Origin of the sequence: Pseudoalteromonas sp. S1608, assembly GCF_005887265.1 — a bacterium.
Lineage (GTDB): Bacteria > Pseudomonadota > Gammaproteobacteria > Enterobacterales > Alteromonadaceae > Pseudoalteromonas > Pseudoalteromonas undina.
The window spans coordinates 24,610-40,255 of the sequence record NZ_PNDK01000032.1; the positions used below are offsets into that span (position 1 = coordinate 24,610).

The 15,646-nt window shown below is 39.8% G+C and carries 13 protein-coding genes; 3 read left to right on the top strand and 10 right to left on the bottom strand.

From position 1 onward, the window contains the following. Positions 1 to 49: 49 nt before the first annotated feature. From csrA to CWB75_RS13445, 6 genes are all read right to left on the bottom strand, one after another. Entirely contained in the window at positions 50 to 241 is a 192-nt protein-coding gene (csrA, locus tag CWB75_RS13420; RefSeq protein ID WP_004587515.1) for a carbon storage regulator CsrA, read from the bottom strand. A 90-nt stretch (positions 242 to 331) separates the two neighbouring features. Next, entirely contained in the window at positions 332 to 1,549 is a 1,218-nt protein-coding gene (locus tag CWB75_RS13425; RefSeq protein ID WP_055013358.1) for an aspartate kinase, read from the bottom strand. Between the two features lie 6 nt (positions 1,550 to 1,555). Further along, a complete protein-coding gene (gene alaS, locus CWB75_RS13430) occupies positions 1,556 to 4,156 on the bottom strand; it encodes an alanine--tRNA ligase (protein ID WP_138570918.1) in 2,601 nt (866 codons plus the stop codon). Between the two features lie 19 nt (positions 4,157 to 4,175). Continuing rightward, positions 4,176 to 4,628, bottom strand: a complete 453-nt coding sequence (locus CWB75_RS13435; RefSeq protein ID WP_010390806.1) for a regulatory protein RecX — start codon at positions 4,626 to 4,628, stop codon at positions 4,176 to 4,178. Then, entirely contained in the window at positions 4,628 to 5,416 is a 789-nt protein-coding gene (locus CWB75_RS13440) for a BPSS1780 family membrane protein (protein ID WP_010390805.1), read from the bottom strand. The genes CWB75_RS13435 and CWB75_RS13440 overlap by 1 nt, the downstream gene beginning before the upstream one ends. 353 nt (positions 5,417 to 5,769) lie before the next feature. Continuing rightward, positions 5,770 to 6,393 (bottom strand): GTP cyclohydrolase II, encoded by a 624-nt coding sequence (locus CWB75_RS13445; protein WP_010390804.1) that lies wholly within the window; start codon positions 6,391 to 6,393, stop codon positions 5,770 to 5,772. 232 nt (positions 6,394 to 6,625) lie between these two features. Here CWB75_RS13445 and CWB75_RS13450 point away from each other — a divergent pair, with 232 nt between their 5' ends. Continuing rightward, positions 6,626 to 7,723: an energy transducer TonB gene (locus tag CWB75_RS13450; RefSeq protein ID WP_138570919.1), complete on the top strand. Its 1,098-nt coding sequence runs from the start codon at positions 6,626 to 6,628 to the stop codon at positions 7,721 to 7,723. Between the two features lie 46 nt (positions 7,724 to 7,769). On the opposite strand, the gene CWB75_RS13455 is transcribed toward CWB75_RS13450, so the two are convergent. The 3 genes from CWB75_RS13455 to CWB75_RS13465 are packed head-to-tail and all read right to left on the bottom strand — an operon-like array spanning position 7,770 to position 9,449. Beyond that, the gene (locus CWB75_RS13455) at positions 7,770 to 8,222 is read right to left on the bottom strand and encodes a low molecular weight protein-tyrosine-phosphatase (RefSeq protein ID WP_138570920.1); all 453 of its coding nucleotides are present in this window, start codon (positions 8,220 to 8,222) and stop codon (positions 7,770 to 7,772) included. A 40-nt stretch (positions 8,223 to 8,262) separates the two neighbouring features. After that, positions 8,263 to 8,916, bottom strand: coding sequence for a glutathione S-transferase family protein (locus tag CWB75_RS13460; RefSeq protein WP_138570921.1), 654 nt, complete (start codon positions 8,914 to 8,916; stop codon positions 8,263 to 8,265). Positions 8,917 to 8,942: 26 nt separating this feature from the next. After that, positions 8,943 to 9,449, bottom strand: a complete 507-nt coding sequence (locus CWB75_RS13465) for a DUF3087 domain-containing protein (protein ID WP_010390796.1) — start codon at positions 9,447 to 9,449, stop codon at positions 8,943 to 8,945. A gap of 214 nt (positions 9,450 to 9,663) precedes the next feature. Between CWB75_RS13465 and CWB75_RS13470 the strand changes: the two genes are divergently transcribed. Then, positions 9,664 to 10,821 (top strand): PA0049 C-terminal domain-containing protein, encoded by a 1,158-nt coding sequence (locus CWB75_RS13470; protein ID WP_138570922.1) that lies wholly within the window; start codon positions 9,664 to 9,666, stop codon positions 10,819 to 10,821. Positions 10,822 to 11,069: 248 nt separating this feature from the next. Next, entirely contained in the window at positions 11,070 to 14,318 is a 3,249-nt protein-coding gene (locus CWB75_RS13475) for a methyl-accepting chemotaxis protein (protein WP_138570923.1), read from the top strand. Positions 14,319 to 14,410: 92 nt separating this feature from the next. On the opposite strand, the gene kynU is transcribed toward CWB75_RS13475, so the two are convergent. Next, on the bottom strand, positions 14,411 to 15,646 hold the full coding sequence (kynU, locus tag CWB75_RS13480) for a kynureninase (RefSeq protein ID WP_138570924.1): 1,236 nt from the start codon (positions 15,644 to 15,646) through the stop codon (positions 14,411 to 14,413).

A 15,646-nucleotide genomic window follows, 5' to 3' on the forward strand; every position in this document is an offset into this window, starting at 1 on the left:
CTTTTACAAATGTCATAGTTATTAACTAGCACATTTTATACTATGTTGATTAAGCATTGCCCGGATTAGGGTTAGACTTTTCAGCTTGTATGCGCATGTAAATTTCTTCACGATGAACTGATACGTCTTTAGGTGCGTTAACACCGATACGAACTTGATTTCCTTTAACACCCAGAACAGTAACGGTTACTTCGTCACCAATCATCAGGGTCTCGCCTACTCTACGAGTTAGTATTAGCATTCTCTTGCTCCCATGTTCCAATAAAATTATAAGATTCCGCACACACATTTTAATTAAAATTAGACTAAAAAGTAAGTAAAAACTCTCAATCTATTCATTTTCTGTTAAAAATGTCTTATGTAATGCACGAACAGCCAGCTCGAGGTATTTTTCATCTATTAAAACTGAAATCTTTATCTCTGAGGTTGAAACAAACATCACATCAATATTCTCTTGTGCTAACGAATCAAAAAATAAACTCGCTACCCCAGAATGAGATTTCATCCCCATACCTACAGCTGACACTTTCGCCACATTAGTTAATCCGTCAATTGCCTGTGCGTCAAATTGCTGTTGCTCAGCCGTTAACAAATCAAGTGCGTTTAAATAATCATTTAAATGCACAGTAAAAGCATAGTCGACTTTTTCAACTTTATGATTAATTTGATTAATCATATCTATTTCGATGCCATTATCTGCAAAAAGTTTCAAAATTTTTGCAAGCGCTTTAGTGCCTTGCGGTACTCCATGTACCTTAATCAAACACTCGTCTCGATTAAATGCAATACCCGACACAACGTTACTCGCCACATCGCTCTCCTCAAAACTAATTAATGTACCTTCATCAGGTTTAAAGCTAGATAACACTCTTAATGGTACATTGTGCTTGCCAGCCGACTCTACAGAGCGAATATGTAGCACTTTAGCACCTAAACTAGCCAGCTCAAGCATTTCGGCAAAGGTTACATGGCTTAAACGTCGTGCATTAGGTTCAATACGAGGATCTGTTGTATATACGCCATCAACATCAGTATAGATCTGACATTCATCCGCTTTTATTGCACCCGCTATTTCAACCGCAGAGGTATCGGTGCCACCACGCCCAAGCGTGGTCACGTTGCCCTCAATATCGCGCCCCTGAAAGCCGGCAATAATAGCAATACGGTTATGTTCAAGTTCATGTTTTAAGCGCGTTGCAGCCACGTCTTCTACACGGGCTTTACCGAACATGTTATCGGTTAATATATTCACCTGATCGGCTAACAAGCTTACCGCAGAATGTCCGCGTTTAATAATCGCCATCGCTAATAAAGCTATAGAGACTTGTTCACCGGTACTGAGTAATACATCGAGTTCACGACTACTCGGGCGAGAGTCGATTTGTTTGGCAAGATTAATTAAGCGATTGGTTTCTCCCGACATTGCCGAAAGCACCACCACCACTTGGTGGCCTTGTTGCTTAGTTTTAACAACAAGGTCGGCGACCGCTTCAATACGCTCTATTGAGCCTACCGAAGTGCCGCCAAATTTTTGAACTATAAGTGCCACTTAAGCTTAAGTACGCTCAGTTAACCAAGCTGTTACACTATCAAGTGCTGCAGTTAAGTTTTGTGGCTCAGAACCACCCGCTTGCGCCATATCTGGACGACCGCCGCCTTTACCACCTACTTGGCCTGCCATGTGGTTAACTAACTCACCCGCTTTTACTTTACCGGTTAAGTCTTTAGTTACACCCGCAATTAGGCTTACTTTATCACCGCTGGCAACACCTAAAGCAATAACGCCTGAGCCAATCTTATTTTTAAGATCATCAACCATGCCACGAAGCGCTTTTGATTCAGTTCCTTCAACGTTGGCAACTAACAATTTAACTCCATTAATTTCAACCACTGAATCAAGTAACGATGCACCTGCCGCACTGGCTAGTTTATCGTTAAGTTGGGCAACTTGCTTTTCAAGTCCTTTCGACTTTTCAAGTAAGGCAGTTACTTTTTCAAGTACTGACGCACTGTCACCTTTTACAAGTGCTGCAACATCTGCTAATTGCTGTTCTTGTTCATTAACATAAGCGATTGCTTCTGCACCGGTTACCGCTTCAATACGACGAACACCGGCAGCAATACCGCTTTCAGATACAATTTTGAATAAACCAATGTCACCTGCACGCTCTACGTGTGTACCACCACAAAGCTCAATTGAGTAATCACCTATGGTTACTACACGTACTTCGTCATCGTACTTTTCGCCAAACAATGCCATAGCACCTTTTGCTTTAGCATCATCAATTGCCATTAGCTCAGTATTAAGTGCAAAGTTACGACGAATTTCGTCATTTACTACACGTTCAATTTCGCGCAGTTCTTGTTTGGTCACCGCTTCAAAATGTGAGAAGTCAAAACGCAGACGATCTGGCTGCACAAGTGAGCCTTTTTGCGATACGTGCTCACCTAAAAGCTGACGCAATGCTTCATGTAAAATGTGCGTAGCTGTGTGATTTTTCTTAATGCTTTCACGACGCGCATCGTCAATTGTCGCATCCACTTTATCGTTAACGCCAATACGCCCTTGTACTGTTCCATGATGAGCAAAAGCATTACCCAATTTAGTGGTATTCGTTACATTAAACTCACCACCGGCAACAGTAATTGTTCCGCTATCACCAATTTGGCCGCCTGATTCAGCGTAAAACGGAGTACGGTCTAAAACAATAATACCTTTCTGGCCATCTTCTAATAACGATACAGATTCGCCACCGGCAAAAATTTCTACTACAGTGCCACGGTAATGATTACTATCGTAGCCTTTAAAATCAGTGTGCTTATCTGATTTTAATTGCTCATTATAATCTGCACCAAATTTGCCCGCTTGCTGTGCTGTTTTACGTTGCACTGCCATACATGCTTCAAAACCTTGATGATCAATGGTCATTTGGCGTTCACGCGCTACATCAGCTGTTAAATCGGCAGGGAAACCATAGGTATCGTAAAGCTTAAATACTAAGTCACCTGGGATCACATCCCCGGTTAAATCACTTAGGCTTTCTTCTAAAATAGCTAAACCACGCTCAAGCGTTTTACCAAACTGCTCTTCTTCAATACGTAGTACTTTTTCAATAATTTCTTGTTGCTTAGCAAGCTCTGGGTACGCTTGACCCATTTGCTCAATAAGTGCAGCAACCAATTTATAGAAAAACGCGCCTTTAGCACCTAACTTATTACCGTGACGTACTGCACGACGAATAATACGACGCAATACATAACCACGGCCTTCATTTGATGGCATAACCCCATCTGAAATTAAAAACGCACACGAACGAATATGATCCGCCACCACGCGAAGCGACTTATCATCCATATCTTGTGCATTGGTAACGCTTGCAGCTGCGGCAATTAAGCCTTGGAATAAATCGATTTCGTAGTTTGAATGCACACCTTGTAAAATAGCTGAAATACGCTCAAGGCCCATACCTGTATCAACAGACTGCTTAGGAAGTGGCTCCATAGTCCCGTCGCTTTGACGGTTGTATTGCATAAATACTAAGTTCCAAATTTCAATGAAACGGTCGCCATCTTCTTCAGGAGTGCCCGGAGGACCACCCCAAATGTGCTCGCCGTGATCATAAAATATTTCAGAACATGGACCACAAGGGCCGGTATCACCCATAGACCAAAAATTATCGCTCGTTGCAATACGAATAATACGATCTTCAGGTAAACCTATATCGTTAGCCCAGTAGCCAAAGGCTTCTTCGTCATCATGGTAAATGGTCACTAACAGCTTTTCTTTTGGTAGTTTTACAACTTCAGTTAAAAACTCCCACGCAAATTTAATTGCATCTTGCTTAAAGTAATCACCAAAGCTGAAATTACCTAGCATTTCGAAAAAGGTATGGTGACGTGCTGTGTAACCAACATTTTCTAAATCGTTGTGTTTACCTCCAGCACGCACACAACGCTGAGAGCTAGTTGCGCGTGTATAAGGGCGGCTTTCGGCGCCTAAAAATACATCTTTAAATTGCACCATACCGGCATTATTAAATAACAACGTGGCATCGTTACCCGGTATAAGCGAACTAGAAGGAACAACTTGATGTTGTTTGCTGGCAAAAAAGTCTAAAAACTGTTGCCTAATTTGTGCGGTAGTCATGTGCTGCATGTGAAAGTCTCACCTGTATTTACTGTGCTTGCATTGCAAAATTTATTTGATCATAGCTAAAACCTCGATACATTAAGTAGCGCACGCGCTTAGCTTTTTCTTTGTACTCGAGGTCTGCCGGTGTCGTTGAATATTTTTTGTTGTACGCTTCCTGCGCGAGCTCAAACCAATCTATTTCCAGCTCATCAACCACTGTTTCAAGCAGTGCTCTATCAATCCCTTTACTCATGGCCTCACTTTGAATTCGCTTTAAGCCATGGCATTTAAATATGTGTTTTCTGACAAACCCTTCACAGTAACGCTGCTCGTTAATAAAATTGTGCTTTTCACACCAATCAAGCAGGTTTTCTATGAACTCGTCGGTTGCTTCTCTTTGCTGTAACTTTTGGGTTAACTCACGGCGCGAATACTCTTGCCGACCAAGCAACCAAAGCACATAGTTTTTTAACTTTTGTTTTAACGTATCATCCATTAAGCGTCAAAGCGTCCGCTTTGCTCGCTACTTAAAGGCTTAATGTTACTGTCATCACTTGGTGGCACAACGGGCATAAAAATAGCCTGATAAGATACAAAGAAACTAATGTAGCAAATTGGCATTAAAATCAACAGCGGTAGTAGCGATAAGAACATCGACAACACCATTAATAATGCGCAAATAATACCATAAACACTTAATGGTAAAATATTATAATAAAACACCATAAACGAACTTTTTAAGGCATTTAAAATACGCTGCTCTTTATTAAAATAAACCAGCGGTACTGCGTAGGCAAACGAAGTAAAGTAAATAGAGAGCGCAATTAAAAACAATGCCACGTTAGCAAGCGAAATACTCTCAAGCATTTGGCTAACGGCGGTGTTTGGATCTAGGCCAGGCTGTGTCATAACCGCCATTGCATCAGCAAATAACCCATTGGCGAGCAAGGCAATTAAAATACCGGCACCCATTTGATAAAGCGCTAAGCGAAATAAGCCTAACCGATTTCCTTTGGCTGAAAAGGGCTTCAAAATGTCGGCTAACATAATTTTTCCGCCCTGCTGCTTGGTAAGCACGGCTTGATAAAAACCAGCGGTTAAAAATGGTGTAGCCAATGCTGCAGCTATTTGTAATACCGGTAAAAATAACGACAACAAGCCAACAATGCCAATAAACAAATGCATAAAAATAAAAGTTAATGGCTGAGTTTTAAAAATTAGCCAACCCGCTTTAAACCATTTTAATGCCGCATCAGCTTTAAAAATTCGTAATTGTGTAGACATACTTGCTCTTAATTAAAACAAAACACGCCGAGTATAACTCGGCGCTGGTTGGTATTACATAGGTGGCGGCGATAAATGCCGTTAATATTAGGGTCTGTTGCCCTTTACGGATTAAAATTTGTTCAAACTAGGGGCGATTTAATCGCGGCGCGAGGTTTGTAACCTAGTGGGCTAAGTAAAAACCGAGCAACAAAGAGTAAATCGCCCCTAGGCAGAACCCTTCGGGCAGCGCCTGTTTGGCATTGATGCTGCGTTATCGCCTATTTATGGGGAATAACCACACCACATAGGCTCTGCCTTGCCTAAATACCAAACAGACTGCTGCAAATTCAACCTTGAAAGGTAAACAGACCCTAAGGTTTTTTAATTTTCTTAATATCTAGCATGTGAGAGCCATGCTTAATCTTTGTCTCTAAATACGCTTTATTACCTGAAAGCCCAGCTTTAATGTGAGCATGTGTACCCACAACAGAATCAACTTCTATACCTGCATCTTTTAATGCATTGAGCTTTTTAGGGTTATTAGTCATTAATTTAACGTGCTTTAAATTAAGCGCATTGAGCATTAACACTGCATCTGAAAAGTCACGTAAGTCATCAGCAAAACCTAAATGGTTATTAGCTTCGTAAGTATTCATACCTTGTGATTGCAGTACATACGCATCAATTTTATTATATAAACCAATACCACGCCCTTCTTGGCGTAAATAAAGTAAAATACCGCCCTGCTCATGCATCATTTCAATACACTCATTCAACTGCTCACCACAATCACAGCGTGACGAATGAAATACATCACCGGTTAAACATTCAGAATGCATACGAATAAGCGGAACACCTTGCTGGGTATCGGCGTTATTAAATACTAAAGCAACATGCTCTTGGCCATCTTTTAAGCCACTAAACGAGATAATTTCTGCAGGAATATCACTATTTTTGCCAACATTAAGCTGGACTCTTGCTCTTACTTGCGCCACGACCAATCCAAATATTAAAAAACTACGACACGATAAAGTGATAATATCACAAAAGTTCAAAATTGGATCGTAGTACACCCTAAGTAATGTCAAATATATTGCGACGACAGCGGCTATTTTCAATATGTAAGCATAAATATATTAGCAACGCATATTTACCTTGGTTTACCTAAAATGATGACATACACATAAGGATTTGCTAATTTACCACCGACAAATAATAGGGATCATTATGAAACTAAATAAACGTGTATTACTGATGGGCTTAAGTTTATCTGTATTAAGCACCATGTCATTTGCCGAACAAGCAAGTAACGCTCAAGCCGTTTTTAACGACGCGTATCAAAATTACTTAAATGCGGTTAAAACCAAGGAAAATATGCAACAAGCCGCGGAGCAGGCCTACACATTAGGTAAAGCTGTTTACGGTGATAATTCAGATAACACCGCAAACTTAGCTATTAACTATGCTAAATCAATTAATGGCTATGGTAAAAAATGGATTGAAAAACGTTTTTCACTATATCAACAAGCCTACACTATTTCAGTTAACAACCATGGTAACAAATCGTTAGAAACCGTTGATTCTTTAGTTGGTATGGCTAATTTTGCCCCCTCTGCTCAAAAAGCGGACTATTATTTAGATCAAGTAATTGCAATAGCAAATACAGAAAATAAACCTAAATTTTTGGCCGATATGAAATTAGAAGCGGCAACCATATTAGCCAATAAATTCAGCTACGAAAAATACCGTGAAGCTAAAAACTACTTGGAAGAGGCCGATGAGTATTACCAGGCCAACTTACCTAAAAACTCGGTTGAACAAATAAAAGCTGACTTTTTAATGGCGTCGTTTGCTGAGGGTAGAAAAAGATACGACCACGCAATTGAACGGCTTAATCGCGTAGTAAAGGTCTTTGATGAAAACTTAAGTTACGATCACAGCGCTGAGCTTACTGCACATTCAAGATTAATTGGCTTGTATGAAAAAAAAGGCAAAAGCGATGAAGCCACTAAGCACTGTATCGCGATTGCTAAAATGGTGCCATGGAAAGAAAGCCAAGAGCAAACACCGCTATACCGCGTTGAACCTAAATACCCTAAAAACAAAGCGCGATTTAGTAAAGATGGCAGTGTAGTTATGGAGTTTCAAGTAGATGAGTCTGGCTTTGTAAAAAATCCGCAAGTACTTAGCTCTGAGGGTGGCTTGGCCTTTGAAAAGTCGGCAGTAGAAGCATTAGCGCAATGGCGCTATGCCCCTAAGTTTGAGCATGGAAAAGCGGTTGCAGCAACTTCCAAAGTACAGCTCGATTTTAAAATAAGACGTTAACTAACTATTAAAAGGCGCGATGGCGCCTTTTAATTTATCATTATAGCTATTTTAACTTAGCTAAAATGTTATCGCTGGCGGCCTCTATTAAATCAAGTACCTTTTCAAAGCCATCATCACCGCCATAGTAAGGATCGGGAATTGCGCTTTGTGTTTGCTCGCCATACTCTAAAAACAACGCAAGCTTGTACTGCAAATGTTCAGGGCAACGTGCAGTTAAATCCGACAGGTTTTGTTTATCGGCTGCTAAAATAAGGTCAAACTCGCTAAAATCACTACTACGCACCTTGCGCGAAAAAATACCTTTAAAACTATAACCGCGTTTTTCACCAGCCTGCATTGAGCGCCTATCTGGTTGATTACCTTCGTGATGACCAATAGTCCCTGCCGAGTCCACTAGCAGATCAATACCTAACTTTTTAGCGCGAGCTTTTAATACCGCCTCTGCGGTAGGTGAGCGACAAATATTTCCTAAACACACTATCAGTACTTTTTTCACTTATGGCTCCCTAAGCTTTGCTAAAAATCGGTGATAAACATTACTTTAATGAAGCTAATATTTTTTGTTCGCCTTCAAGCATGCTCTGCATAGCGGTCCCCTGTTTTACACGGCTATGTAAAGTAGCAAGCTTAGGCCAGCGCGACTCATCAAGTTGCTCACCGCCATGCTCCATATTCATTAACTGGCAGCTCACTGCAATGTCGGCAAGAGTAAAGCTGTTACCAACAAAGAATTCGTTATTCCCTAAATAACCTTCTAAATAATCAAATAAAGGCGGTAATTTTTCATTTAATACACTTTGCACTAAGGCTTCATCGGTTGGCTTTTGCATTGTAGGAGCAATAATACGCTGCTGAAATAGCGTAAATGTTGTCAGTGGAGCCAGCTCGTAATCTGCGTATTTTTCTAGCCAGCGAACAGCTGCACGTTGCTCTATAGTATCACCGAGTAAAGCCGATGAATTAAGGTATTTTTCATCAAGATATTGGCAAATAACGCTAGAATCCGCCAAGTTTAACTCGCCATCTTTTAGCGCCGGAATACGCCCTAACGGATTAACTTCTAAAAACCAGTCAGGCTGATTAAACGGCGAGACTATTTCGAGTTTATAGTCCAGTTGCTTAAGCGCTAAACACACACGTACTTTACGCACATAAGGAGAAAGCGGGACACCATAAAGAATTATGCTCATTGTTATTCCTATAAATTAAAACCACTTTAAAACTGCTTTAAAATTGCATCATTGTAGTCATCAGCATTTAAGGTTAAGTTGAACTTGGCCGCAACGCTATCTAACTCGGCTTGTTTAATCGCTAAATCATCCATAGTGATGGTGTTATCGTCAAGCTGCCATAATAATCGTGAGCCCGCATAACTATATTGAATCGCCAATAATGCATCGGGGTTACCTTCTCGTCCCGCCGCTTTTAGCTTAGCCATTTTACGAGTGATTTTATTAAGCGCTTTTTTAAGCTCCCACACATACACCACCTCACTCATAAAAGGATGTGTTCGGTATTTATTTAACAACCAGCCTATGCCAATACTCGTAACAATTACGCCTAATAAGTTCCAATGAAAATGACTGCCACTTTCATCGGGAAATAATGCAATTAAGGTTTGTGAAATTGCTAAACTGCCCACAGCTAAACCTGCTGCACAGCCGACAATAACGCGATTTAAATGTTTACGATAACGTGCTTTATCTATTTGAATAAGTTGCATAGCTGCCTAAAAGTAAAAAACTAAAAAATACACAGCCCCATTGTAGCTAAACCCATCACAGAGTTAAGACTCTTTTTTAATAAAATACCCGTAGTTTTTGATTTAGCGCCTGTTTTATACTGCTTTCAACATAAAACCAACCAACGATTTTATTTGCACCCACATATTAGGCATAGGATAGTAGGCAACAAATACGACTTAGTATAGGAACATCATGATAAAAACACTGATTGCCACAAGTTTAATATTTTCTTCTTTTAGTACTTTAGCCAATTTAAACACACCGCTAACCCCAGAAGAATTGCGAATTGAAAAAGCCAGCCAAGCGATGCCAGCCGTACTAAGCGCTTTTGCCAGCGAAGTTAATCAATTTGAGCAGCAATTCAAGTCACTCTCAAGCTATGCACAAGCCGTAGATGCCGTTAATGACTACTCAAAACGATTATGGTTTAGTGCAAAAAAACGCATCGCTACAACGCAAAACTTAGATGATCGCGCGCTTTATTGGACTCGCTTACAATCAAGTAAAATAATTCGCACCACAAAACCTGCATTTTCGCTGAGCACCGCGCAGCAAACAGTGTTATTAACATTGCTAGAAAACGGAAGTCGAGGTCGCACAGACCTAAGCTACTCACAAAACACCACTAAAAAGATACTACTAACTGGGTTTGACCCATTTTTACTTGATAGAAATATAAACCAAAGTAACCCATCGGGCGTAGCTGCCTTGCTTCTTGATGGCCAAGTAATAAACTATAAAGGGATTAGTGCTGAAATAAACACTGTAATGGTGCCTGTGCGTTATGAAGACTTTGATCAAGGCATTATAGAATCCTTACTTGCCCCTTATTACGCTCTTAATAAAGTTGATATGGTCGTTACCGTTAGCATGGGCCGCAAAGACTTTGATCTTGAACGCTTTCCAGGTAAGCGCCGCAGTGTAACAGCCCCCGACAACGCCAATATAGTATATGGCGGTACCAAAACAGCGCCGCTCATTCCAAGCTTAAACGACCGCCCATTACCCGGTACTGAGTTTGTAGAATTTAGCTTACCTGTTAGCGCTATGCTAAATGCAAAAGGCCCTTTTGCGATTAATGATAATCATCATGTTATTACCCTCAAAAAAGACTTTGAGCCTAGCAGTTTTGACGAATTAAAAGAGGCAACTGCAGTACGTGGCGGTGGCGGTGGTTACCTGTCTAACGAAATTTCGTACCGCAGTATTCGGCTGCGTAATCAGCTAAATTCAGATATTCCGACTGGGCATATTCACACTCCTCGAATTGCCCAGTTTGAACCCGAAACCGAAGCTAAAATAGTTAAGCAAATTCAAGCTATGTTAGAGCGCAGTTTAGTCGCGCTCTAACATAGCTTGCTTTTTTAACGTTAGAACATCAATTAAATAGTAAAGCATAGGAGCACTTAAGTACTTCTATGCTTTATTGCTTTTAAACCGCTAAAAAAGTATGCTGCAATTGCATTAAAATTAAAAGTGCTTAGTATCAGCTTTGGCTATTTTGTAATAAAAACTCATTACTTTAATTATTAACTAGATCTTCACAAATTGTGTTCTATGCTCATTTGAGGTTCAGACCTTATTACAGGGACATAGTAATGCTCACAATTAACCACTTTTTTAATTCATTAAACTTAACAAAAAAACTCATCTGCGCTTTTTTAGTTGTTGCCCTAGTGCCAATAACAATAATTATTATTGTCGCAATTAATACAGCTTCAAACTCGATGACAGAACAGGTTTATTCGCGTTTAGACGCTGTGAGTAAAGTAAAACAAAGCGCTGTTAAACGCTATTTTAACAACATTGAAAAAAAGCTTAATGCGCTGCAAGCAAATCCAGAAATGGCCAATATTGCAACAAAGTTTATAGATGGATTTAATAATACCTCCCCTTCAACCTCATCAGAGTCTCTAAATCGCTTTTATAAAGAGTCTTTTGCTCCAAAATTTAAACAGCTAAACCCAACAGATACAGTTTCTGCATCTCTATTAAAGCAAATGAATCCAAAAAGTATTGAGCTGCAATCTCGTTATCTAGCTAATAACCCAAACCCAATTGGTGAAAAACAAAAACTAACCACCACCGAGCAATCAGACTCTTACGAGCAAGCGCACCGCCAATATCATCCTTATCTACGCGATATGACTAATATAAATAAGTTCTACGATATTTTCATTATCGACCCAGCAAATGGCAATATTGTTTACTCTGTTTATAAAGAAGTAGACTTTGCAACATCGCTGCAAACAGGCCCCTACGCTAAAAGTAATTTAGCGAACCTATTTAGACAATTAAAAGACAGCAGCAACCCACAAAAAATTGCTTTTGCAGATTATAAACAGTACTCCCCTTCATATAATGCCCCTGCAAGCTTTATAGGAAAGCCTATTGTTGTTGATGGTAAAATGGTTGCTATTTTAGCTGCCCAATTATCGATTGAAGATATTAATTCAATTATGAAAGAACGCGACGGGTTGGGCGAAAGCGGAGAAACCTACCTTGTTGGCCCTGAAGGGTTAATGCGCTCTGACTCGTATATTGATCCGAAAAACCACTCTGTAGAAAGCTCATTTAGAAACCCAAATAAAGGCACTGTAAATACCTTATCTGTAATCAAAGCACTAAAAAATGAAAAAGGGCAGCATGTTATAAATGACTATAACAATGAAATGGTGCTATCTGCATTTGCACCTGTAAATGTATTTAATGTTCGCTGGGCACTCATAGCAGAAATGGACGAACAAGAAGCTTTTGAGTCAATAACCACACTTTCCCAACAACTCATTGTGATACTTTTCATCACTATTTTCATTGTTACCATTGCCGCATATTGGTTTGCGAAAACACTCACAAAACCAATACATGCACTAGCTGATACGATGAAAAAAGTTGAACAACAAGGTGACTTTTCATTACGAGCAACAGTCTATTCAAGCGATGAAATAGGCGTTAGCACTCAAGCATTTAACACTCTTCTTGATGCGCTGCAGTTATCTATTAGTGAAACAAATCGCGTTATGAACCAAATGGCTGCGGGTAAATTTGATCAACGTATTGAAGCACCATGTCGAGGAGAGTTAGATACGTTAAAACAAGCAACCAACGATTGCGCAAGTTCACTAAACGGGGCAATAAACGAATTAAATAACATTGCGATTGCTATGGCTGATGGTCAATTTGATATTCAAATTAATGCCTCAATGTCAGGCGAATTAGGCACCTTAAAAAGTAATATTAACCAATCGCTTTCCTCAATAAACAACACAATGAATAGTATCGTAGATATTATGGCTAACGTAGAGCAAGGTAACTTTAAAGAGCAAATTACCTATCCAGCTAAAGGAAAACTTGCCCAGCTAAAAGACAGCGTGAATAACTCAGTGAATAGCTTAAGTATTGCCATAGATGGTATTAGTGACGTTATGAGTGCATTACGACAGGGCCATTTTTCAGCGCAATTAGATGCCCCCTTAGCTGGACAGCTTGATATTTTAAAACAAGATATTAATTCCAGTATGGCTAATTTAAATAATGTAATGAATGAAATAGGTGAAGTCATGTCCTTTGTTAGTAAAGGTGACTTTAAAAAAATGATTAAAGGTGAAGCCAGCGGTCAACTTGAGCAGTTAAAAAGTAACATCAATACATCAATTACTGCTATTGATAATGCTCTAACTGAAATTTCATCAGTCATGCTAGCAATTAGTCAGGGGCGCTTTGATCATACTATTTCATCGACTATGACAGGCCAGCTAAATAGTTTAAAAACAGATATAAACCACTCGGTAACAAACCTTGAACATGTCATAAATGATCTTAATCAAGTAATGGCTGCAATGGCAAATGGCGATTTTTCTCATCAATTAAAACAACCATTGCAAGGCCAATTGGAAGATTTAAAAAATAATGTTAATGAGTCTACCTCATTAGTTTCATTAGCTATAAATGAAGTAAGTAGCGTTTTGTCAAACTTAGCTAAAGGTGACCTTACCAAAAATATAGAGGGGCAATATCAAGGCGTATTCAACACCCTAAAAAACGACACTAATGCGACCATCTTTAAATTAACCAATGTCATTCAAGAAATTCAAGTATCAGCTGGCCAGGTTATGCAAAATGCAGGTGAAATAGCTTCAAGTAATACTGAAATAAGTAAACGCACAGAAGAGCAAGCTGCCAACCTTGAAGAGGCAAGCTCAAGTACTGAGCAAATGCTAGATGAGCTAACTAAAGTATCTGAACAATCAAAAAGTGCCGTGGCATTAGCAAGCAATGCAGAGCAAATTGCTGAAGAAGGAAACCAATTATCAATACAGACTGTTAGCGCGATTGATGAAGTAAATGAAGCCAGTAAAGATATTAACGAAATACTTTCGGTTATTGACAACCTCGCTTTTCAAACTAACTTGCTATCACTTAATGCCGCCGTAGAAGCAGCTAGGGCAGGCGACCACGGAAGAGGCTTTGCTGTAGTCGCTAATGAAGTCGGTGATTTAGCGGGGCGTAGTGCTAAATCAGCAAAGCAAATAAAGAGTATTATTGTAAACAGTAATCAAAAAATAGCACTTGGAACTGAATTAGCCGACACCTCAGGGAAAAAACTAAAACACATAATGCAAGCTGTTAGCGATGTTAATAAAAATATAATACATATAGCGCACTCAACCTCCGCACAAGAGCAAGCAATTAAAGAGGTTAATCTTGTTGTACAACGGTTAACGGGGCTAACTCAGGCTAACTCAGCGATTACAGAAGAAACAATGGCGGCGGCACGTCAAATGGCAGAACAAGCTACCGAGATGAGAGTACAACTTAATTACTTTCATCTAGAAAAAGAGCAATAATAACCTAAAGGCGCTGCTAGTGATTCTGCTAACGCTATGCCTTTTAACTTGAGAAACGCTATGAGCCATTATAATAATGGCTCATCATAAAGTTACGTCACTTTACCCGCTAAATTAAAACGTGGCTGGGTATATAGCTGGCTTTTAACCACCTCAGCTAAAATAGCCACTGCCTGCCAAATCTCTTCAAACGAATTATAAAGTGGCGTAAAACCAAAGCGTAAAATATTAGGTGCACGAAAATCTGCAATTACCCCTTTTTCAATTAACGCTTGGCATATAGCAAACGCGTCGGTATGTGAAAATGCTAGTTGGCTACCTCTTTGGCTCGAATTTTCTGTGGAACATAAGCGCAAATCACTTAAGCATGAATGTGTTTGTACTAATTTAATAAATACGTCGGCAAGTGCAATCGACTTTTCTCTTACTTGAGAAATGTCTACGTCTTGCCATACATCAAGCGCAGCATCTAAAGCACTCATCGCAATCACACTAGGTGTGCCACATAAATACTGATTTATAGTATCAGCACCTTGATATATTGCATCAAAAGCAAATGGTTTGGCATGACCCATCCAACCTGATAAGGGTTGCTTCACAGCAGCTTGGTGGCGTTTAGCCACATATAAAAATGCAGGTGAGCCTGGGCCACCGTTTAAGTATTTATAGCCACAGCCAACGGCAAAATCAGCATTACAGTTATCAAGTTCAACTTGTAAAGCTCCCGCACTATGGGCTAGATCCCATATCACCAAAATGCCTTTCTCGTGGGCTAACTGGGTGAGCTTTTGCATATCCAGCAACTGACCGGTTCTAAAGTTGACCTGCGTTAATAGCAACACAGCCACTGAATCATTAAGGTTTTGCTCAATACTTTGCTCTGCCACTAATTTAAGCTGACATAAGTCGGGGCCTAATAGCTCACTTAGCCCCTGTACCATGTATAAGTCAGTAGGAAAGTTATCCTCGGTGGATAACACCACATTTCGCTCAGGGTTTAACGATAATGCACTACTTAACAGTTTAAATAAGTTAACTGAAATAGAGTCACAACAAATCACTTGGCCTTTTGCTGCGCCAATAATCGGCGCTATTTTCTCTCCTACCTGAGTTGGTAAATCAATCCATTGGTGATCATTCCAACTTCTAATTAAATGGCTACCCCATTGCTGACTTACCACCTCAGCTACGCGCGATTTTACGGCTTTAGGCAAAGCCCCTAATGAGTTACCATCAAGATAAATAGTGTCTGCGGGTAAATCAAATTCATCACGTTTATTAGCCAGCGGATCGGCTTTATCAAGCGCTACAATCTCATTAAAAATCAT

Bases quoted from the DNA above. Each gene is read 5' to 3' on its own strand.
- csrA (WP_004587515.1), bottom strand. From the start codon at position 241: ATGCTAATACTAACTCGTAGAGTAGGCGAGACCCTGATGATTGGTGAC.
- alaS (WP_138570918.1), bottom strand. From the start codon at position 4,156: ATGCAGCACATGACTACCGCACAAATTAGGCAACAGTTTTTAGACTTT.
- CWB75_RS13435 (WP_010390806.1), bottom strand. From the start codon at position 4,628: ATGGATGATACGTTAAAACAAAAGTTAAAAAACTATGTGCTTTGGTTG.
- CWB75_RS13440 (WP_010390805.1), bottom strand. From the start codon at position 5,416: ATGTCTACACAATTACGAATTTTTAAAGCTGATGCGGCATTAAAATGG.
- CWB75_RS13450 (WP_138570919.1), top strand. From the start codon at position 6,626: ATGAAACTAAATAAACGTGTATTACTGATGGGCTTAAGTTTATCTGTA.
- CWB75_RS13460 (WP_138570921.1), bottom strand. From the start codon at position 8,916: ATGAGCATAATTCTTTATGGTGTCCCGCTTTCTCCTTATGTGCGTAAA.
- CWB75_RS13465 (WP_010390796.1), bottom strand. From the start codon at position 9,449: ATGCAACTTATTCAAATAGATAAAGCACGTTATCGTAAACATTTAAAT.
- CWB75_RS13470 (WP_138570922.1), top strand. From the start codon at position 9,664: ATGATAAAAACACTGATTGCCACAAGTTTAATATTTTCTTCTTTTAGT.
- CWB75_RS13475 (WP_138570923.1), top strand. From the start codon at position 11,070: ATGCTCACAATTAACCACTTTTTTAATTCATTAAACTTAACAAAAAAA.
- kynU (WP_138570924.1), bottom strand. From the start codon at position 15,646: ATGATTTTTAATGAGATTGTAGCGCTTGATAAAGCCGATCCGCTGGCT.